The sequence below is a fragment of the Citrobacter sp. Cu233 genome (genome assembly GCF_030332225.1).
Taxonomy (GTDB): domain Bacteria; phylum Pseudomonadota; class Gammaproteobacteria; order Enterobacterales; family Enterobacteriaceae; genus Citrobacter.
The window spans coordinates 1-21,404 of sequence record NZ_JAOWIF010000021.1 but is presented as its reverse complement, the minus strand read 5'-3'; the positions used below and the strand labels follow the sequence as shown (position 1 = coordinate 21,404).

19 protein-coding genes are annotated in these 21,404 nt (G+C 53.2%); 11 read left to right on the top strand and 8 right to left on the bottom strand.

The annotated features are described in order from the left end of the window. The first annotated feature begins 131 nt into the window (after positions 1–131). The 8 genes from OGX95_RS00180 to OGX95_RS00145 all read left to right on the top strand — a co-directional run bounded on the left by OGX95_RS00180 (position 132) and on the right by OGX95_RS00145 (position 6,675). A complete protein-coding gene (locus tag OGX95_RS00180) occupies positions 132–1,085 on the top strand; it encodes a sugar-binding transcriptional regulator (protein ID WP_286627863.1) in 954 nt (317 codons plus the stop codon). Positions 1,086–1,155: 70 nt separating this feature from the next. Further along, positions 1,156–1,962, top strand: a complete 807-nt coding sequence (locus OGX95_RS00175; protein ID WP_286627861.1) for an SDR family oxidoreductase — start codon at positions 1,156–1,158, stop codon at positions 1,960–1,962. Positions 1,963–1,971: 9 nt separating this feature from the next. Continuing rightward, positions 1,972–2,379: a mannose/fructose/sorbose PTS transporter subunit IIA gene (locus OGX95_RS00170; protein ID WP_286627859.1), complete on the top strand. Its 408-nt coding sequence runs from the start codon at positions 1,972–1,974 to the stop codon at positions 2,377–2,379. Then, positions 2,379–2,873, top strand: coding sequence for a PTS sugar transporter subunit IIB (locus OGX95_RS00165; protein ID WP_286627858.1), 495 nt, complete (start codon positions 2,379–2,381; stop codon positions 2,871–2,873). Before OGX95_RS00170 ends, OGX95_RS00165 begins: the two co-directional genes overlap by 1 nt. Before the next feature lie 65 nt (positions 2,874–2,938). Then, positions 2,939–3,736, top strand: a complete 798-nt coding sequence (locus OGX95_RS00160) for a PTS mannose/fructose/sorbose transporter subunit IIC (RefSeq protein ID WP_286627857.1) — start codon at positions 2,939–2,941, stop codon at positions 3,734–3,736. 11 nt (positions 3,737–3,747) lie between these two features. Then, positions 3,748–4,572, top strand: coding sequence for a PTS system mannose/fructose/sorbose family transporter subunit IID (locus tag OGX95_RS00155; RefSeq protein ID WP_003031641.1), 825 nt, complete (start codon positions 3,748–3,750; stop codon positions 4,570–4,572). A gap of 68 nt (positions 4,573–4,640) precedes the next feature. Continuing rightward, positions 4,641–5,861, top strand: a complete 1,221-nt coding sequence (gene sorE, locus OGX95_RS00150) for an L-sorbose 1-phosphate reductase (protein ID WP_286627856.1) — start codon at positions 4,641–4,643, stop codon at positions 5,859–5,861. Between the two features lies 1 nt (position 5,862). Beyond that, complete coding sequence (locus OGX95_RS00145) at positions 5,863–6,675, top strand: shikimate 5-dehydrogenase (RefSeq protein ID WP_286627855.1); 813 nt, start codon at positions 5,863–5,865, stop codon at positions 6,673–6,675. A gap of 33 nt (positions 6,676–6,708) precedes the next feature. On the opposite strand, the gene OGX95_RS00140 is transcribed toward OGX95_RS00145, so the two are convergent. Together OGX95_RS00140 and OGX95_RS00135 are read right to left on the bottom strand one after the other, a co-directional pair. Continuing rightward, complete coding sequence (locus OGX95_RS00140; RefSeq protein ID WP_286627854.1) at positions 6,709–7,026, bottom strand: CcdB family protein; 318 nt, start codon at positions 7,024–7,026, stop codon at positions 6,709–6,711. After that, complete coding sequence (locus OGX95_RS00135) at positions 7,026–7,319, bottom strand: type II toxin-antitoxin system CcdA family antitoxin (RefSeq protein ID WP_286627853.1); 294 nt, start codon at positions 7,317–7,319, stop codon at positions 7,026–7,028. Before OGX95_RS00135 ends, OGX95_RS00140 begins: the two co-directional genes overlap by 1 nt. 193 nt (positions 7,320–7,512) lie before the next feature. On the opposite strand from OGX95_RS00135, the gene pepE reads away from it, so the two are divergent. Then, complete coding sequence (pepE, locus tag OGX95_RS00130; protein ID WP_286627950.1) at positions 7,513–8,202, top strand: dipeptidase PepE; 690 nt, start codon at positions 7,513–7,515, stop codon at positions 8,200–8,202. A 128-nt stretch (positions 8,203–8,330) separates the two neighbouring features. Here pepE and OGX95_RS00125 read toward each other — a convergent pair whose 3' ends face one another. Then, complete coding sequence (locus OGX95_RS00125; protein ID WP_286627852.1) at positions 8,331–9,959, bottom strand: Na/Pi cotransporter family protein; 1,629 nt, start codon at positions 9,957–9,959, stop codon at positions 8,331–8,333. A gap of 112 nt (positions 9,960–10,071) precedes the next feature. Continuing rightward, on the bottom strand, positions 10,072–13,755 hold the full coding sequence (metH, locus tag OGX95_RS00120; protein WP_286627851.1) for a methionine synthase: 3,684 nt from the start codon (positions 13,753–13,755) through the stop codon (positions 10,072–10,074). Between the two features lie 195 nt (positions 13,756–13,950). On the opposite strand from metH, the gene iclR reads away from it, so the two are divergent. Further along, positions 13,951–14,775 carry a glyoxylate bypass operon transcriptional repressor IclR gene (gene iclR / locus OGX95_RS00115; protein ID WP_137381219.1) on the top strand — a complete coding sequence of 275 codons (825 nt, stop codon included), beginning with the start codon at positions 13,951–13,953 and terminating at the stop codon, positions 14,773–14,775. Between the two features lie 47 nt (positions 14,776–14,822). Here the strand turns inward: iclR and aceK are convergent, their stop codons facing one another. The 4 genes from aceK to metA form a co-directional block, all read right to left on the bottom strand. Next, the gene (gene aceK, locus OGX95_RS00110; RefSeq protein ID WP_286627849.1) at positions 14,823–16,547 is read right to left on the bottom strand and encodes a bifunctional isocitrate dehydrogenase kinase/phosphatase; all 1,725 of its coding nucleotides are present in this window, start codon (positions 16,545–16,547) and stop codon (positions 14,823–14,825) included. Positions 16,548–16,649: 102 nt separating this feature from the next. Continuing rightward, positions 16,650–17,954 (bottom strand): isocitrate lyase, encoded by a 1,305-nt coding sequence (aceA, locus tag OGX95_RS00105; protein WP_286627848.1) that lies wholly within the window; start codon positions 17,952–17,954, stop codon positions 16,650–16,652. Positions 17,955–17,985: 31 nt separating this feature from the next. Continuing rightward, the gene (aceB, locus tag OGX95_RS00100; protein WP_286627847.1) at positions 17,986–19,587 is read right to left on the bottom strand and encodes a malate synthase A; all 1,602 of its coding nucleotides are present in this window, start codon (positions 19,585–19,587) and stop codon (positions 17,986–17,988) included. A gap of 268 nt (positions 19,588–19,855) precedes the next feature. Further along, complete coding sequence (gene metA / locus OGX95_RS00095; protein ID WP_271441888.1) at positions 19,856–20,785, bottom strand: homoserine O-acetyltransferase MetA; 930 nt, start codon at positions 20,783–20,785, stop codon at positions 19,856–19,858. A 157-nt stretch (positions 20,786–20,942) separates the two neighbouring features. Here metA and OGX95_RS00090 point away from each other — a divergent pair, with 157 nt between their 5' ends. Continuing rightward, a complete protein-coding gene (locus OGX95_RS00090) occupies positions 20,943–21,380 on the top strand; it encodes an acetyltransferase (protein ID WP_286627840.1) in 438 nt (145 codons plus the stop codon). The last annotated feature ends 24 nt before the right edge of the window (positions 21,381–21,404 follow it).

Sequence of the window (21,404 nt, the reverse complement as noted above, 5' to 3'; positions counted from 1 at the left end):
AATGTGCAACACAAACTGCCAGTTCATGGCGCTGAAAGAAGAGAAAATTACTTTGAACTGGGCCATCGATGGGGTTATATCAGATCAAGAAGACAATTTCGTGATTTGCACAAATGTGCAGGAGCCTAAAGATGGCAACGGAAAACAGCGATGATATCCGCCTGATCGTAAAAATAGCGCAGCTCTATTACGAACAGGATATGACGCAAGCGCAAATCGCCCGCGAGCTGGGAATTTATCGCACCACTATCAGCCGCCTGCTAAAACGTGGCCGCGAATCAGGCATCGTTACCATTGCCATCAATTACGATTTCAACGAAAACCTGTGGCTGGAACAGCAGCTAAAACAGAAATTTGGCCTGAAAGAAGCGGTGGTGGTCTCCTGCGACAGCGAACAGGAAGACGAACAACTCGCGATGATGGGTGTGCACGGCGCACAGCTGCTGGAGCGCTTACTGGAACCCGGCGATATTATCGGCTTCTCATGGGGGCGCGCCGTTCGGGGGCTGGTCGAAGGATTATCCCCGGCCAGCCAGTCACGCCAGTTGATCTGTGTGCCGATTATCGGCGGTCCCTCCGGCAAGCTTGAAAGCCGTTACCACGTCAATACGCTGACCTACGGTGCAGCGGCAAAGCTCAAAGGGGAATCGCACCTGGCAGATTTCCCGGCGCTTCTGGAAAACCCGCTGATCCGTAACGGGATTATGCAGTCCCGACACTTCCGCTCAATTTCCGCCTACTGGGATAATCTGGACGTCGCGCTGGTCGGAATTGGCTCCCCGGCGATTAGGGACGGTGCCAACTGGCACGCCTTTTACGGCAGCGAAGAGAGTGATGACCTGCATGCCCGCCATGTCGCCGGAGACATTTGCTCGCGCTTTTATGATATCAACGGCGTGACGGTAGAGACCAGTATGAGTGAAAAAACACTCTCGATCGAAACCAATAAATTAAAGCAGGCGCGTTACTCCATCGGCATTGCCATGGGGGAAGAAAAACTGAATGGAATACTTGGTGCATTACGTGGGAATTATATTAACGGTTTAGTCACTAACAGTCATACCGCTGAATTGTTGTTGAAGTAAATATATTCGAATTGATCCTGACATAATTTATTTTATGCAGGATCCCCTTATCTGAAATTGGGAGTTGATTATGCAAACGTGGTTAAATCTGCAGGATAAAGTCATTATTGTTACCGGTGGCGCATCAGGAATTGGCCTGGCCATTGTTGAAGAGTTATTAGCGCAAGGTGCTAATGTACAGATGGCAGATATTCATGGTGGCGACGGTAAATATACCGACCACAGCAAATATCATTTCTGGCCGACGGATATTTCCAGCGCCAAAGAAGTCAGCCACACCGTTGCTGAAATTATCCGGCGTTTCGGCCGTATTGATGGGCTGGTGAATAACGCGGGGGTTAATTTCCCGCGCCTGCTGGTCGATGAAAAAGCCCCGGCCGGGCAATATGAACTCAATGAAGCCGCTTTTGAAAAAATGGTCAATATCAACCAAAAAGGCGTTTTTTTAATGTCGCAAGCGGTAGCGCGCCAGATGGTAACACAGCATGACGGCGTGATTGTGAATGTCTCTTCAGAAAGCGGACTGGAAGGTTCTGAAGGTCAGAGCTGCTACGCCGCCACCAAAGCCGCGCTGAATAGCTTTACCCGCTCGTGGTCAAAAGAGCTGGGCAAACACGGGATTCGTGTGGTTGGTATTGCGCCTGGCATTCTGGAAAAAACCGGGCTGCGCACCCCCGAATATGAAGAAGCGCTGGCCTGGACCCGCAATATCACCGTCGAGCAGCTGCGCGAGGGTTATACCAAAAACTCGATCCCCATTGGTCGTTCAGGAAGGTTGGGGGAAGTGGCTGATTTTGTTTGTTATCTGTTGTCTGAACGCGCCAGCTACATCACCGGAGTAACCACTAACATTGCGGGCGGAAAAACGCGCGGCTAAGGAGGTTTTATGGTCAATGCAATCTTCTGCGCCCACGGCAAACTGGCCTGCGCCATGCTGGAATCGGTGCAGATGGTCTACGGTGAGACCAACGTTGAAGCCGTGGAATTTGTCCCCGGTGAAAACGCCAGCGATATCGTGGCAAAACTGAAAGAGTTAGTAAGCGTTCACACCAATGATGAATGGCTGATTGCCGTCGATCTGCAGTGTGGCAGTCCATGGAATGCCGCCGCGACGCTGGCGATGCAAAACCCGTCGATACGGGTTATTAGCGGGTTGTCACTGCCGCTGGCACTGGAGCTGGTTGACAACCAGAGCAGTATGAATGTGGATGAACTGTGCGAACACCTGACGACCATTGCTCAACAAACCTGCGTTGTCTGGAAGCCACTGGCAACGACCGAAGAGGATTTTTGATGAACATTACCCTTGCCCGTATTGATGACCGCCTGATCCACGGCCAGGTCACTACCGTCTGGTCGAAAGTGGCAAACGCCCAGCGGATTATTATCTGCAATGATGAGGTCTATAACGATGAAGTTCGCCGAACATTATTACGCCAGGCTGCCCCGCCGGGGATGAAGGTCAATGTCGTGAATATCGAAAAGGCGGTGGCGGTTTATCATAATCCGCAATATCAGAATGAAACCGTTTTTTATCTCTTTACCCGCCCGCAGGATGCGCTGGCCATGGTAAAGCAAGGGGTAAAAATCGCCACATTAAATATTGGCGGCATGGCCTGGCGACCGGGTAAAAAGCAATTAACCAAAGCCGTTTCTTTAGATGATGACGATATTAATGCTTTTCACAAACTGGACCAGTTGGGAGTGAAACTGGATTTACGCGTCGTTGCCTCCGACCCAGCAATTAATATTCTTGAGAAAATAAAAGAGCAGTCCGTTAGCAAATAATAAATAGCGCCTGTAGAAATATGCCGTAACAGGCAGGGATCGTCATATCTTTAAGGTGACATATCATGGAAATAAGTACCCTACAAATTATCGCCATATTTATATTTTCCTGTATTGCCGGAATGGGCAGCGTGCTGGATGAGTTCCAGACCCACCGCCCGCTCATCGCCTGTACCGTTATCGGCCTGATCCTTGGTGATTTAAAAACCGGGATTATGCTCGGCGGCACGCTGGAGTTGATTGCTCTGGGTTGGATGAACGTCGGTGCCGCGCAGTCCCCCGATTCGGCGCTCGCCAGTATTATTTCCGCCATTCTGGTTATCGTCGGCCAGCAGAGTATTGCCACCGGCATCGCTATCGCCCTGCCGGTGGCGGCGGCAGGCCAGGTGCTGACAGTCTTCGCCCGTACCATCACTGTGGTATTTCAGCATGCGGCGGATAAAGCCGCGGAAGACGCACGCTTTCGCACCATCGATATGCTCCACGTTTCCGCGCTCGGTGTGCAGGCGCTGCGTGTCGCCATTCCGGCGTTGGTTGTCTCGCTGTTTGTCAGTGCCGATATGGTCAGCAACATGCTGAACGCCATCCCGGAATTCGTCACCCGTGGGTTGCAGATTGCCGGTGGTTTTATCGTGGTGGTCGGTTACGCCATGGTGCTGCGCATGATGGGTGTGAAGTACCTGATGCCTTTCTTCTTCCTCGGGTTTATCGCCGGGGGTTATCTCGATTTAAGCCTGCTGGCTTTCGGTGGCGTAGGCGTGATTATCGCGCTGGTTTACATCCAGTTGAACCCGCAGTGGCGTAAAGCCGAACCACAGGCACAAGCCACCTCCCCTGATGCCCTCGACCAGCTTGAAGACTAATGGAGCCGACCATGGAACAGAAAAAACTGACCAAATCCGACCTGTTTAGCATGTTTGTTCGCTCCAACCTGCAACAGGCGTCATTCAACTTTGAACGTATTCATGGGCTGGGTTTTTGCTACGACATGATCCCCGCCATTAAGCGCCTGTATCCACTGAAAGAGGATCAGGTTGCGGCACTGAAACGTCATCTGGTGTTCTTCAATACCACTCCTGCCGTTTGCGGTCCGGTAATTGGCGTCACCGCTGCGATGGAAGAAGCGCGTGCCAACGGAGCAGAAATTGACGATGGCGCAATCAACGGCATCAAAGTCGGGCTGATGGGCCCGCTGGCCGGCGTCGGTGACCCGTTGGTATGGGGAACGTTGCGCCCGATTACCGCCGCGCTCGGCGCATCTTTGGCGCTCTCCGGCAACATTCTCGGCCCGTTATTGTTCTTCTTTATTTTCAATGCGGTACGTCTGGCGATGAAGTGGTATGGCTTACAACTTGGCTTTCGTAAAGGGGTCAACATCGTCAGTGATATGGGCGGCAATCTGCTGCAAAAGCTGACCGAGGGAGCATCGATTCTCGGCCTGTTTGTGATGGGCGTACTGGTCACCAAATGGACCAGTATCAACGTGCCACTGGTGGTATCGCAAACGCCAGGCGCAGACGGTACCACCGTCACCATGACCGTGCAGAACATACTCGATCAGCTCTGCCCTGGTCTGCTGGCGCTGGGCCTGACGCTGCTGATGGTGCGACTGCTCAACAAGAAAATTAATCCGGTATGGCTGATCTTCGCCCTGTTTGCGCTGGGGATTATTGGTAACGCGCTGGGCTTCCTGTCCTGATTTTTCCGCCCCGGCGATGTCGGGGCAACTTCAACAAATTGTCCTCAAAAGAGGAAGAGGTGGTAACAATGCAAACAACAGCTCTGAGATTATACGGTAAACGCGATCTGCGTCTGGAAACCTTCGACCTTCCCGAAATGCAGGACGATGAAATTTTGGCTTCCGTCGTGACTGACAGCCTGTGCCTTTCTTCCTGGAAAGAGGCGAATCAGGGTGAGAACCACAAAAAGGTGCCGGACGATGTGGCGACCAACCCGATCATCATCGGCCACGAGTTCTGCGGCGATATTCTCGCCGTGGGGAAAAAATGGCAGCATAAGTTTCAGCCCGGCCAGCGCTATGTGATTCAGGCCAACCTGCAACTGCCGGATCGCCCGGACTGCCCCGGCTACTCCTTCCCCTGGGTGGGCGGCGAAGCTACGCATGTCGTCATTCCCAATGAGGTGATGGAGCAGGATTGCCTGCTGGCCTACGAAGGTGAAACCTATTTTGAAGGCTCGCTGGTTGAGCCGCTTTCCTGCGTGATTGGCGCATTCAATGCCAACTATCATCTGCAGGAAGGCACTTATAACCATAAGATGGGCATTCGTCCGCAAGGGCGCACGCTGATCCTCGGCGGTACAGGACCAATGGGACTGCTGGCGATCGACTACGCATTGCACGGTCCGGTAAATCCGGCGCTACTGGTGGTGACCGACACCAACAACGATAAATTGAGCTACGCCCGCAAGCACTATCCGTCAGAACCACAAACGCTGATCCACTACCTCCACGCCCAGGATGCGGCTTACGACACGCTGATGGCGCTGAGCGGCGGTCACGGGTTTGACGACATCTTTGTGTTTGTGCCCAATGAACAGTTGGTCACACTGGCCTCTTCCCTGCTTGCCGCCGATGGCTGTATGAATTTCTTTGCCGGCCCGCAGGATAAGCAGTTTAGCGCGCCGATTAACTTCTATGACGTCCATTATGCTTTTACCCATTACGTTGGCACATCTGGCGGCAATACCGACGATATGCGCGCGGCGGTAAAACTGATTGAAGAGAAGAAGGTCCAGGCTGCAAAAGTGGTGACGCACATCCTGGGGCTGAATGCGGCAGGTGAAACAACGCTGGAATTGCCAAAAGTCGGCGGCGGAAAAAAGCTGGTCTACACCGGCAAAGCGTTACCGCTAACCGCACTCACGCAGATTGACGATCCGGCCTTACGCGATATCCTGGAACGTCATCAGGGGATTTGGTCACAGGAAGCCGAGCAGTACGTATTGTCTCACGCCGGGGAGATTTAACATGATTAACCGCGACACCCAATTGTGCATGTCGCTTGCCGGTCGCCCCGGTAACTTTGGCACGCGCTTTCACAACTATCTGTATGAAAAACTGGGATTAGATTTTATTTATAAAGCCTTTACTACGCAGGATATTGAGGCCGCAGTGAAAGGCGTACGGGCATTAGGTATCCGTGGCTGCGCGGTCTCGATGCCGTTTAAAGAGAGCTGCATGCCGTTTCTGGATGCCATCGATCCTTCCGCAAGCGCCATTGATTCCGTCAACACTATCGTCAATGACAACGGCACGCTGACAGGCTTTAACACCGACTACATTGCGGTGAAAAAGCTGATTGCCAGCCACCAGCTCGATAACCGCGCACGCGTCATGATCCGTGGCAGTGGTGGAATGGGCAAAGCCGTCATCGCCGCGTTTCGCGATGCCGGTTTTCGTGATGTGATTATTGCCGCACGTAACCGCGAGAACGGCCCGGCGCTGGCAAAACAATATGGGTATCAGTGGCAGCCACAGCCGGAAGGGATTGCCTGCGATATTCTGGTCAACGTGACGCCCATCGGCATGGCGGGCGGTAAAGAGCGCGACGAACTGGCCTACAGCGAAGCGATGGTCGCCGCCGCCAGCGTAGTGTTTGACGTGGTCGCCCTGCCGCCGGAAACACCGGTGATTAAGCTGGCGCAGCAGTTGGGTAAAAAGACCCTCAGCGGTGCAGAGGTCATAGCCTTACAGGCCGTGGAGCAATTCGCCATGTACACCGGCGTGCGCCCGGATGACGCGCTGATAGCCGAAGCCGCAGAATTTGCGCGAGCGGGGTGAGGGGGAAAGGGAAAGAGCGCCTGGAGGGGCGCTCTAATAACCGTTAATCAGGAAATTAATCGCATCCCGAAGTTCAGCCCTGTTTGCGGTCAGGTCACCCACACAATTACCCATATTTTTCAAAGGCATGCCTGTCATCATATGCGTCATCACCACATAAGCTTGCCCGTCAATGCTAACAACAGGACAAATTTTAGCTGGCGGTACTTCGTCAGGGAACTGACTTAGCGCTATAACGGGTGCAACCAGTACATGCTGCAAAACCGCGGCGACCGGATGCTGTAAGCTGATTAAAAACGGGTAAACACTTTTTCCACTTCCGGTGTTCTCATAAGCGCAATACTGCTCCATCAGAATGTCCTTTGAAAATCACTGAACGAACCGTTTTCTTCCACCCATTGATTTAATGCTTCTATCGATTTTTTATTATCCCGCAACCATTCTTCACGTTTATTCTCGCGGAATTTTTCGATTAGGGCTTCGGTTAAAACAGCCGAGAGATTGATTTTAAGCTTGCGCGCCTCTTCCAGTATTTCTGGATCCAGAGAGACATTGACTGATTTTTTTACCTTAGACACAGTGCGCATGATAACCCCCATAGCAGTGCGCATGGCATATCTAAGGTTAGCGTAATAAGCGAGCATTTTCTATTCCCTGACCAGAAAATCATCATGCCACACTAAGGTGGTTGCACAGGCCTGTCACGCCCCGAAGAACAAGTCTGCGAGGCGCTTTCCAGAACTCCACTTCCAACATCGTGAGCCATATCAGTGAGGTGTTAGACTGATAGTGGTAGCATTACTGTGGTTTGTAATTTACTGATTATCTGGAGAAATGATGGAACTGCTTTTATTGAGTAACTCGACGCTGCCAGGCAAAGGCTGGATGGAACACGCGCTGCCGCTGATTGCTGAGCAACTGAATGGTCGCCGCACGGCGGTGTTTATTCCGTTTGCAGGCGTCACGCAAACCTGGGATGAGTACACGGCGAAAACGGCTGCCATCTTTGCGCCAATGGGCGTCAACGTTACCGGTATTCATACCGTTGCCGATCCGGTTGCGGCGATTGAAAACGCAGAGCTGGTGATTGTCGGTGGGGGGAACACCTTCCAGTTACTGAAAGAGAGCCGCGAGCGCGGGTTGCTGGCCCCGATTGTGGATGTCGTCAAACGCGGTGCGCTGTACATCGGCTGGAGTGCCGGTTCCAACCTCGCCTGCCAGACTATCCGCACCACTAACGACATGCCGATTGTCGATCCAAAAGGCTTTGATGCCCTGGGTCTGTTCCCACTACAGATTAACCCGCACTTCACCAACGCGCTGCCGGAAGGCCACAAAGGCGAAACGCGTGAACAGCGTATTCGCGAGCTGCTGGTTGTCGCGCCGGAGCTGACGGTGATTGGCCTGCCGGAAGGCAACTGGATCAAGGTAAGCAACGATCAGGCCGTTCTTGGTGGCCCGAACACCACGTACATCTTTAAAGCAGGTGAAGAGGCGGTTGCCGTTGAGGCAGGTCACTGCTTTTAGTTGATGGGTTGTCTGATGCCGGATGGCGGCTTCGCCTTATCCGGCCTACAAGGTAGACGACAACATTGACGGTTATCCGTAGGCCCGGTAAGCATCAGCGCCACCGGGCAACATTTCACCGGTCCTCGTTAATACTCACGCTCATCATCCTCATCCGGTTGTTCCAGTACGCTGTAGGCCACGGAACAAAACAGCGAGTTCAGACGCTGCATGTCGCCCAGTAGCGCGAGGTGCAGGGAGCTGGTCTCAATGCTCTGCACGTTCTGCTGATGCAGACGGTCAACGTGCGCGTGCGAATAACGACGGTTCAGAATGCGAAAGCGGTGCTTGCTACGACGCAGACGACGGGCGCTGGTCACATCACCAGAGAAGAACACCGACATCGCCAGCTGCAGATTGCTGAGCAGTAGATCGTAGAGCGCATCCAGTTCTTTTAACCCTTCGACAGAAAATGCCCGCCGCGCAGCCAGCGACTTATCGGCAATCTCGCTGCCCATACGTTCAACGATATCAGAAGCCTGCTCGAGGTTGAGTGACATTTCGATAATTTCTGCCCAGCGACGCGACTCTTCTTCCGCCAGCTCATCTTTAGGCATGCGCGCCAGATAGAGCTTGATGGCCGTATACAATACGTTGATGTCATCGGCCATCCTGCGCAGCTCTTTCTCTTCGCGCGGTTCGCCATGCATCACCTTCTTTAACCCCTCCATCATTTGCTCCATCGCATCGCCAATACGCAGAGCTTCACGGGCAGCATTAGCCAGAGCGAGCGTTGGTGTATCCAGCGCGCTGACATCCAGATGCTTGGGTTTCAGATGCATGTCCAGTTCGGGTTCATCGCGGATGATGCGTTTACAAAAACGCGCCATCGGTTCGGCAAACGGCACCATCGCCACGCAGCGCACCAGGTTGTAGAACACGTGGAAGTAGATAACCAGTTCGGATTTCGGCAGCGGTAGTTCATCCATCAGATTCGCCAACGGATGAACAAATGGCAGGATAATCAGGCTACCCACCAGTTTAAACAGCAGGCTGCCGAGCGCCACACGACGGGCTGCGGCGTTCGCAGCACTGTTGTTGAGCATCGCCAACAGGCCAGAGCCGAGGTTAGCGCCAATCACCAGACACAGCGCCACCGGGAACGAAATAATGCCCGCCGCGGTCAGCGTTGCCGTCAGCAAAACTGCCGCCAGACTGGAGTAGCTGATAATCGCGAACATTGCGCCAATCAGCGCATCAAGCATGATATCGCCGGTGAGCGAGGCGAAAATAACCTGTACACCGTTAGCCTGGGTGATCGGCGTTACCGCCTGCACAATCAGCTCCAGCGCCAGCAAAATCAACCCCAGACCAATACCGACCCGGCCCAACTGTCCGGCACGAGACTGCTTGCGCCCAAGAAAGAAAATGACGCCGATAAAAATCAGCAAGGGCGACAGCCAGGAGAGATCGAAAGTCAGAATACGCGCCATCAGCGCGGTCCCCACGTCAGCGCCGAGTACAATCACCAGTGCAGGGGTAAGTGCCACCAGGTCCTGCGCGACGAACGAGGTGACCAGCATGGTGGTTGCGTTGCTGCTTTGTACCAGAGCAGTTACGCCGATACCGGCACAGAAGGCGAGTGGTTTCTTTTCAACACTACGGCTGAGCACAGTACGTAAGCGGGCACCAAAGACGCGCATCACACCGGTACGCACAATATGCGTACCCCAAACCAGCATAGCCACGGCAGAAAGCAGGTGTAACAACGTTAACACGGATTCTCCTTATTATCGTTTTCCCTTCAGTATACGGGTTTAAACGTAAGAAAGAGACAGGGCACTCATTGAGCGCCCTGTTTGTTGTAAAGAAAGATGACAGTTTTGTGAATCAATCGGCATCGTAGCCGAGATTCGGCGCTAACCAGCGCTCAACCTCCGCTACGCTCATCCCTTTACGGAACGCATAGTCTTCAACCTGATCGCGCTGGATTTGCGCCACGGCGTAGTACTTGCTGTCCGGATGACTGAAATACCAGCCAGAGACCGATGCACCTGGCCACATGGCGTAGGACTCGGTCAGCTTCATCCCGGTGTGCGTTTCCACATCCAGCAGTTCCCAGATAGTCGCCTTCTCGGTGTGCTCAGGGCACGCCGGGTAGCCCGGTGCCGGGCGAATCCCCTGGTAATTTTCGCGGATCAGCTCCTCGTTGCTGAGGTTTTCATTCGCCGCGTAGCCCCAGTAGACTTTACGCACGCGCTCATGCAGATATTCCGCGAACGCTTCAGCCAGACGGTCGGCTATCGCTTTCACCATGATCTTGTTGTAGTCGTCATGCTGCGCTTCGAAAGCATCCGCCAGCGCGTCTTCTTCCAGGCCACCAGTGACCGCAAAAGCACCGATATAATCCGCCTTGCCGCTCAGTTTCGGAGCCACGAAGTCAGACAGGCAATAGTTGGCGAAACCAACTTTTTCCGTTTGCTGACGCAGATGATGACTCACGTTAAGCACGTGCGTACGTGTTTCATCACGGTAGATCTCGATGTCATCGCCGACGCGGTTGGCCGGGAACAGACCCACAACGCCACGCGGATTCAGCGTCTTCTCAGCGCTGAGTTTATCCAGCATATCGTTGGCATCTTTGAACAGGCGCTTCGCCTCTTCACCCACCACTTCATCTTCCAGGATACGTGGATATTTTCCAGCCAGCGACCAGGTCATAAAGAATGGCGTCCAGTCGATGTAATTACGCAGCGTTTCGATACTGGCTTCAACTTCCTGTACGCCCAGGCGATGGGCCACCGGCGGGGTATAACTTTCCCAGTCAAAGGCCAGATCGTTTTCACGCGCCGCGGCCAGTGTGACCGGTGGGGTGCGCGGTTTTTTACGCGCATGCTGGATACGCACGGTTTCGTACTCTTTACGTGTACGGGCAACGAAGTCGTCACGCTGGGTATCGGAAAGCAACGCGGCAACAACGCCAACGGTACGCGAGGCGTTTTGCACATACACCGTCGGGCCACTGTAGTTCTGCTCGATTTTCACCGCCGTATGCGCTTTGGAGGTGGTCGCTCCACCAATCAACAGCGGAATGGTGAAGCCCTGACGTTCCATCTCTTTCGCCACGTTGACCATTTCGTCCAGTGACGGAGTAATCAGTCCGGAAAGACCAATCAAATCGGCATTCACTTCGCGCGCCGTTCGGAGGATTTTCTCCGCGGGAACCATCACGCCAAGATCGACGATTTCGTAGTTGTTACACTGCAGCACCACGCCGACGATGTTTTTGCCAATGTCGTGTACATCACCTTTCACGGTGGCAATGACCATCTTGCCGTTGCTGGAACCTTTCTCTTTGCTGGCTTCAATGTACGGTTCGAGGTAGGCCACTGCCTGCTTCATTACGCGGGCAGATTTCACCACCTGCGGCAGGAACATTTTGCCTTCGCCAAACAGGTCGCCAACGACGTTCATGCCATCCATTAGTGGCCCTTCGATAACTTCGATTGGACGGGCAGCCAGCTGACGCGCTTCTTCGGTATCCAGCTCAATAAATTCAGTAATGCCTTTCACCAGCGAGTACTCGAGGCGTTTTTTCACGTCCCAGCTACGCCATTCCGCCAGTTGGGTGTTGGCGGTGTCGTCAGTTTTACTGCCGCGGTACTTTTCGGCCAGCTCCAGCAGACGCTCGGTACCATCGTCACGACGGTTGAGGATCACATCTTCAACCGCATCTCGCAGTTCTGCAGGCAGGTCGTCGTAAATTGCCAACTGTCCTGCGTTAACGATCCCCATATCCATGCCGTTACGAATAGCGTAATAGAGGAACACGGCGTGGATCGCTTCGCGCACCGGGTCGTTACCACGGAACGAGAACGACACGTTGGAGACGCCGCCAGAGATCAGTGCATGCGGCAGTTCACGTTTAATATCTTCGCACGCACCGATAAAGTCCTGAGCATAGTTGTTGTGCTCGTCGATACCCGTTGCAACCGCAAAGATGTTCGGGTCGAAGATGATGTCTTCCGGCGGGAAACCCACCTCTTCGGTAAGAATTTTGTATGCCCGACGGCAGATCTCGATTTTACGCGCGCGGGTGTCGGCCTGCCCCTGCTCATCAAAAGCCATCACCACCACCGCGGCGCCGTAGCGACGCAGCAGCTTCGCATGATGGATAAAGGTTTCAACCCCCTCTTTCATCGAGATGGAGTTAACGATGCCTTTACCCTGAATGCACTTCAGCCCTTTTTCGATGACTTCCCACTTCGAGGAGTCGATCATAATCGGTACACGGGCGATATCCGGTTCCCCGGCGATCAGGTTGAGAAAACGCACCATCGCCGCTTCGGCGTCAAGCATCCCCTCATCCATGTTGATATCGATAATCTGCGCGCCGCTTTCCACCTGCTGACGGGCAACATCCAGCGCTTCACTGTACTTCTCTTCTTTAATCAGTCGCTTAAATTTGGCAGAACCGGTGACGTTGGTACGTTCACCAACGTTAACGAACAAACTGTCGTCGCCAATGTTCAGCGGCTCAAGGCCGGACAGACGGCAGGCCACCGGGATTTCCGGCAGCTGGCGCGGTGGTAAGCCATCAACCGCGCGACTCATCGCGGCAATATGTTCTGGTGTGGTACCGCAGCACCCCCCCACTACGTTAAGGAAGCCCGCTTCGGCCCATTCACGGATTTGCTTCGCCATGGTGTCCGCGTCGAGATCGTACTCACCGAAGGCGTTTGGCAAACCGGCGTTCGGGTGTGCGGTGACATAGCAGTCGGCAATGCGCGACAGTTCCTGCACATACTGGCGCAGCTCGTCCGGGCCTAATGCGCAGTTCAGACCAAAGGTCAGCGCATCGGCGTGGCGCAGCGAGTTATAAAACGCTTCGGTAGTCTGGCCGGAGAGCGTACGTCCGGAGGCATCGGTGATAGTGCCGGAGAGCATGATCGGCAGCTCAACACCCAGTGCTTCAAATTCTGTTTTCACCGCAAAAATCGCCGCCTTGGCGTTGAGGGTATCGAAAACAGTTTCAATCAGGATCAGGTCACTGCCGCCTTCCACCAGCGCTTTGGTGGATTCGCGGTAGGCGGCCACCAGCTGATCAAAGGTAATATTGCGGTAAGCCGGGTCATTTACGTCTGGCGAGATAGATGCCGTGCGGTTGGTTGGGCCAAGCACGCCAGCGACGTAGCGCGGTTTTTCCGGTGTACGGGCCGTCCACTCATCCGCGCAGGCGCGCGCCAGTTTCGCAGCGGCAAAGTTGATTTCCGCCGACAGGGATTCCATCTGGTAATCCGCCATGGCGATGGTCGTCGAGTTGAAGGTATTGGTTTCGATGATATCCGCGCCAGCTTCAAAGTAGGCGTTATGAATCGCGGTGATCACCTCCGGCTTGCTCAGCACCAACAGGTCGTTGTTGCCTTTTAGATCGCATGGCCAGTCGGCAAAGCGTTCGCCGCGGAAATCTTCTTCACTCAGACGGTAACCCTGGATCATGGTGCCCATACCGCCGTCCAATACCAGAATACGTTCTTTTAACTGCTGACGTAATTGTTCAACTTTGCTGCTCACACTCGCTCCCGACAACGCTCAACCAGACCGAAAAAAACTCAACAGGTCATACTGGCACAAACCTGAGAGACGGAAAAGCAAACAACGGGCAACATGAGACATGTTCAGCTTCACTCATCCGATCAGTGCAGGAATTCTTGCATTATAATCGAATAAAACGAAAATGATTTCCACGATACAGAAAAGGAGTCTGCCATGGTTGCCACTGTCCCCGCGAAACGCGGTAGAAAACCCGCTGCCACTACTACGCCCGCAACCGGGCAGGTTCAGTCTTTGACCCGAGGCCTGAAGCTACTTGAGTGGATTGCAGAATCCAACGGTAGCGTAGCGCTGACCGAGCTGGCACAACAGGCTGGCTTGCCTAACTCCACCACTCACCGGTTGTTGACGACCATGCAGCAGCAGGGTTTTGTCCGCCAGGTGGGTGAATTAGGACACTGGGCCGTCGGCGCACACGCGTTTATTGTTGGCAGCAGCTTTTTGCAAAGCCGCAACCTGCTGGCGATTGTCCACCCGATTCTGCGCAAGCTGATGGAAGACTCTGGTGAGACGGTAAATCTGGCCGTGCTGGATCAGAGCGACCATCAGGCCATTATTATCGATCAGGTTCAGTGTACCCAGCTGATGCGTATGTCCGCGCCCATCGGTGGCAAACTGCCGATGCACGCCTCTGGCGCGGGTAAGGCGTTTTTATCCCAACTGAGCGAAGAACAGGTTACCGGCCTGCTGCACCGAAAAGGATTACACGCCTACACTCACGCTACGCTGGTTTCTCCCGTCCATCTGAAAGAAGATCTCGCGCAAACACGTAAACGTGGCTATTCGTTTGATGATGAAGAACATGCGCTGGGTTTGCGCTGCGTGGCATCGTGCATCTATGACGAGCACCGCGAGCCGTTCGCCGCCATCTCTATCTCAGGGCCAATCTCACGTATTACCGACGACCGCGTTACCGAGTTTGGCGCACTGGCTATCAAAGCAGCAAAAGAGGTGACACTGGCGTACGGCGGGTTTCGTTAAGATGGGGTTGCCGGGTAGCGGCTACGCCTTACCCGGCCTACGGAGAATCATGCAAACCTTACGCTAAACCGTTGCTTTCGCCGATAAGCGTAAACATCCTCCACATGTCCTTCACGGATCCGCGTTTGCAGACCCCGCCAATAGTCGGCGCTAAATAACTCGGCGTGCATTTCTTCAAATAATGGTCCGATACGCGGATCGGCACATAGCCAGTGGCGAAACTCTTCCGGGAAGACATCACCCGGCGACACGCTGTACCACGGCTCTGCGCTCATCTCATCCTCCGGGTAACGCGGTGGTGGGATGTGGCGGAAATTCACTTCCGTCATGTAGCAGATTTCATCGTAATCGTAGAACACCACCCGCCCGTGACGGGTAACGCCAAAGTTCTTAAACAACATATCGCCGGGGAAAATATTGGCCGCCGCCAGTTGGCGAATCGCGTTGCCATACTCTTCAATGGCATCACGCAGTTGCTGGCCTTCGACCTGCTCCAGCCAGATATTCAGCGGTACCATCCGCCGTTCGATATACAGGTGGCGAATCGCAATCTGATCGCCGAGGTCGGTAATTTTTTCCGGTGCTTCCTGTAACAACAGCGCCATCAACGCCGGGTCGATTTGCCGTTTATCCAGCACAAAGTTCTCGAATTCCTGGGTATCAGCCATCCGACCGACGCGATCGTGCTCCTTTACCAGTTGATAGCAGGCCCGAACATGGGCAGCTGACATCTCTTTCTGCGGTGCAAATTTGTCTTTAATGACTTTAAAGACCCGGTCAAACCCCGGCAGTGTAAACACCAGCATCACCATGCCGCGAATGCCCGGCGCTTCAATAAACTGTTCATCGCTCCCGGCAAGATAGAGCAGATATTCACGATAGCTTTCCGTTTTCGCGTGCTTCTGGCAGCCAATCGCCATGTACAGTTCAGCGGTGGTTTTGCCAGGCAGGATCTCACGTAGCCACTCCACCGTTGCTGCGGGCAGTGGCGCATAAACCATAAAATAGGAGCGGGCGAAACCAAACACGATACTGGCTTCCGCCGTGGTCGTCAGGCAGGTATCGATAAACAACTCGCCTTCATCAGTACGGTGTATCGGTAATAGAAAGGGCAACGTCCCCGAAGGTGTAATGAGCTTACCCACCAACCAGGCGGCCTTATTGCGATAAAACAGCTCGTTCGCCACCTGCAAATGGCAGCGCAACAACACCTCCCCGCCAAAGGTTTCTGTCAGGTGCCTGATGATGTAGTGGATATCTCGCTGTTTGTTCTGCCACGGCAAACGCAAAGGGAGGTCGCTGAGGACACGCGTGAGCAGCCATTCCCAACCAGAATCGGGGAAAAAATCTTTCGCCAACGGGCGTGGGATAGTGCGAAATCGACGTTCCGGCTGAGAGCTGAAAATAAACAACCGCTCAGGAGTCAGCGAGCGGTGGTCAAATAACCGACAATATACGGAGTTAAAAAAACTCTCCGCAATCTCGAAGCGAGGGTAGTCCGGCAATAGCCGGGTATAGTGCTCTTTCACGCGAAGTAAAAAACCCGCGTCGGGACTTTTACCGTTAGTAATACAGCGCAGTTGTTCCACCACCAGACCCACATGATGATCGTAAAGGTGGATACGACTTTTCATCGCCTGTTGAACAGCATGCCAGTCGGCATGTTCAAAACGCTGTTGCGCGCCAGAGGTCACTTCCAGAAATCGACCATACTGCGCGTCAAAGCCTTGCAGGATGGTTTGAGCAATCAGTAATTCCAGGCCACGCGACATCGATTTCTCCCATCCGGCACAACGTCATGCCGGATGGCGCGTTCGCTTATCCGGCCTACATTCTTTTGTAGGCCCGGTAAGCACAGCGCCACCGGGCATTGATCAGAACTGCGATTCTTCGGTAGAGCCCGTTAATGCGGTCACTGAAGAGGCCCCCCCCTGAATGATGGTCGTCACTTTATCGAAGTAGCCCGTCCCCACTTCCTGCTGGTGGGAAACGAAGGTATACCCGTCTTTGGCTGCAGCAAATTCTGGTTGCTGAACTTTCTCAACGTAGTGACGCATGCCTTCACCCTGCGCATAGGAATGTGCGAGGTCGAACATGTTGAACCACATGCTGTGGATGCCCGCCAGGGTAATAAACTGGTATTTATAGCCCATGTCAGACAGCTGCTGCTGGAAGCTGGCGATGGTTTTATCGTCCAGATTTTTCTGCCAGTTAAATGACGGCGAGCAGTTATAGGCCAGCAGTTTACCAGGGTACTTAGCGTGGATCGCATCGGCAAAACGCTTAGCCAGTTCGAGATCCGGCGTGGAAGTTTCACACCATACCAGGTCCGCATACGGCGCATACGCCAGACCACGGCTGATCGCCTGCTCAATACCCGCATGCGTACGGTAGAAGCCTTCACTGGTGCGTTCACCAGTGATGAATTCACTGTCATACGGATCGCAGTCGGAGGTGATCAAATCTGCCGCATCGGCATCGGTACGGGCAATCACCAGTGTCGGTACGCCCATCACGTCAGCCGCCAGGCGAGCGGCTACCAGTTTCTGGATAGCTTCCTGGGTCGGCACCAGCACTTTGCCGCCCATATGGCCGCATTTTTTGACGGATGCGAGCTGATCTTCGAAGTGAACGGCCGCTGCACCGGCCTCAATCATCGACTTCATCAGTTCGAACGCGTTCAGTACGCCACCAAAACCCGCTTCAGCATCGGCCACGATCGGCAGGAAGTAATCCACGTAGCGCGGATCGTTCGGCTCAATGCCGGTTGACCACTGGATCTGATCCGCACGACGGAAAGTGTTGTTGATCCGATCCACCACAGCCGGGACAGAGTTCGCCGGATACAGTGACTGGTCCGGGTACATGCTGGACGCCAGGTTGGCATCCGCCGCGACCTGCCAGCCAGAAAGATAGACCGCCTCAATGCCCGCTTTCGCCTGCTGCAGTGCCTGACCTCCCGTCAGCGCGCCAAGGCTGTTGATATACCCTTTCTTCGACTCACCGTGCAGTAAACGCCACATTTTCGCGGCACCCAGTTGCGCCAGCGTGCATTCCGGGTTAATCGAGCCACGTAATTTCACCACTTCCTCCGCGCTATAGGGGCGAGTGATGCCCTCCCAGCGCGGTTGTGTCCATTCTTTCTGTAATTCTTCGATTTGTTGAGTACGGGTTTTCATGTGCAGATGCTCCATATTGTTATGTGGTGAGTTAGGCCAACAGGCGATAGCCCGGTAACGTAAGGAAATCAATTAACTCGTCGGATGTAGTGATTTGCTCCATCAGGCGCGCGGCATCATCAAAACGCCCGCTGCTGTAGCGGTGCTCGCCCAGTTCGTCCTGAATCACCAGCATTTCTTCGGCCAGCATTTGGCGGAACAGCGGTTTGGTGACCGGCTTGCCGTTGCTGAGCGTTTTCTGGTGGTGGATCCACTGCCAGATGGAAGTACGTGAAATTTCAGCCGTTGCTGCATCTTCCATCAGGCCATAAATCGGTACGCAGCCGTTGCCTGAGATCCACGCTTCGATGTACTGCACGGCAACGCGGATATTGGCGCGCATGCCTTCTTCGGTGCGTTCCCCCTCACACGGTGCCAACAGCTGTTCTGCGGTAATCGGGGCATCTTCATTGCGGGTCACGAACAGCTGGTTTTTGTGATCGCCCAGTACCTCATCGAAAATCGCCATCGCGGTATCAGCCAGCCCAGGGTGTGCAACCCAGGTCCCGTCATGACCGTTATTGGCCTCCAGCGATTTATCGGCTTTTACTTTGGCCAGAACCTGGTTGTTACGCTCGGCGTCTTTGCTGGGAATGAACGCAGCCATTCCGCCCATCGCAAAGGCACCACGTTTATGGCAGGTTTTAATCAGCAGACGTGAATAGGCGCTGAGGAAAGGCTTATCCATCGTCACCACCTGACGGTCAGGCAAAACGCGGTCTGGGTGATTTTTCAGGGTTTTGATATAGCTAAAAATGTAATCCCAGCGACCGCAGTTGAGTCCCACAATATGGTCACGCAGGGCATGCAGGATTTCGTCCATCTGGAAGACGGCCGGCAGCGTTTCAATCAGCAGCGTGGCTTTAATGGTACCGCGCGGCAGGTTAAAGCGGTCTTCTGCATAACTGAATACTTCGCTCCACCAGGCCGCTTCTTGCCAGGCCTGTGTTTTTGGCAGATAGAAATAGGGACCACTACCTTTTGCCAGCAACGCTTTGTAGTTGTGGAAGAAATAGAGGGCAAAGTCGAACAAGCTGCCAGGGATCGCTTCTCCACGCCAGGTGACGTGTTTTTCCGGCAAATGCAGACCGCGCACACGACACACCAGCAGGGCCGGGTCAGGTTTAAGTTGGTAAATTTTACCGGCTTCATTGGTGTAGCTGATGGTGCCATTCACCGCATCGCGCAGGTTAATCTGCCCGTCGATAACTTTGCTCCATTCAGGTGCCAGCGAATCCTCAAAGTCAGCCATAAAAACTTTAACGTTCGCATTCAGTGCGTTGATCACCATCTTGCGCTCAACAGGCCCGGTGATCTCTACACGGCGATCCAGTAAATCATCAGGAATACCGCGAATTTTCCAGTTACCATCACGAATGGAAGCTGTTTCCGAAATAAAATCAGGCAACTTACCGTCATCAATATCCTGCTGCTGCTGGATACGAGCAGCGAGAAGTTTATTGCGCTTTGGCGTAAATCGGGTCACCAGTTCAGTCAGAAACTCAACCGCCTCTGCAGTCAGAATTTGCTGTTCCTGCTCGCCATGCGGCCTGGTAAAGACCAGTTCATCGGTTGTTGTTGCCTGTTGATTCATTGCGTAGTTCCTCGTCATTGATCCAAACACATCCCCAATGCGAACGAAGGATCGTTGTGCGGTTTTCGTTCAGCACAACTAAGACTACCCATTTAAATTTCAAAATCAAAAACAATTTCCATTTTTAATTTAATTATATGTTAACTTATTGATAACAATAAAAATAAAAATTAATTACACCGTGAGGTGCATTTCGGAAATAAAAAAGGCACCCGAAGGTGCCTGATTCAACATGCTGAAACGCTTAAGGATCGTTTATCGCAGAAGATTAATCCAGCGTTGGATTCATGTGACGCAGATCATATGGCGTGATCTGGTAGACGTAATAGTTGAGCCAGTTGGTAAACAGCAAATTGCCATGGCTACGCCAGGTCGCTCGCGGTTTGTTTTGCGGATCATTTTTTGGGAAGTAGTTATACGGTACTTCCGGTGTTAAACCCGCCTCTACATCACGAAAATACTCACTCCCCAATGTGTGGGCATCATATTCCGGATGGCCCGTCACGAATGCAATACGCTTATCTTTGCTGGCAAACAGGTAGGCATCCCCTTCTTCTGTTTCCGCAAAGATCTCAAGATCGGTGTAGTCCCTGATAAGTGCAGCAGGGAAATCGGCATAGCGAGAGTGGGGAGCCAGAAAGGCATCATCAAAACCACGCGTCAACAACGCATGAGGATGCAGAATATGGTGCTCATAAACGCCAGAGAGTTTGTCTGTGCGGGTTTGCTTTGGAATGCCATAAAGAATATTCAGTGCGGCTTGTACCGCCCAACAGACAAATAGCGTCGATGTGACGTGATCTTTGGCCCATTCAAGCACCTGTTTAATCTGCGGCCAGTATGCCACATCGTTAAACTCAACCAGGCCCAGTGGCGCACCGGTCACGATCAATCCGTCAAAGTTCTGATCGCTGATATCCTCGAAATTACAGTAGAAGTTATTCAGATGTTCCGTTGGCGTGTTGCGTGACTCGCGGGCATCAATGCGTAACAGCTGAACATCCACCTGCAGGGGGGAGTTCGACAGTAAACGCAGGAACTGGTTTTCCGTTTCAATCTTCTTCGGCATCAGGTTGAGGATAAGCACCTTCAGTGGACGAATTTCCTGGCCGGAAGCGCGGGATGTCGTCATGACAAAGACGTTTTCCTCACGTAAGAAACTGACGGCGGGTAGCTCGTCCTGCACGCGAATTGGCATAGCCTGATAACCTCACTACATACGTTTAAACGTTTAGACATCCAGATAGCTGAAGATACCCAGGAATCACGTGAATGTCGAGCTTGCATGTTCAAGTTGAGAAAGTTTCACGGTTCCTTGCTGTAGAATAGTGCAGTAAATATAAAAGGAGAATGCTATGGCTCTGACCATTCGTCGTTCACGCCGGGATGAAGGTGAGAAGTTAGTTTCTATCTGGTGTCGTTCAGTCGATGCCACGCACCATTTTCTCTCACCTGATTACCGAACTGAGCTGGAAGAGCTGGTACGTTCGTTTTTGCCAGAAGCTCCGCTCTGGGTTGCGGTAACGGAAAAGGATGAGCCAGTCGCATTTATGCTGCTGACCGAACAGCATATAGATGCTCTGTTTGTTGATCCGGATATGCGCGGTAGCGGTGTCGGTAAGTTGCTGATTGAACATGCTTTATCGTTAGCATCGACACTGACGACTGACGTTAACGAACAAAATGATCAGGCGGTGGGGTTTTATAAGAAGATGGGATTTAACGTGGCGGGACGTTCAGAAGTGGACGATCTCGGACAACCGTACCCGTTACTCAACCTCGTGCGCGGGTAGCAGGACAAGCTTTTACTGGCCGGA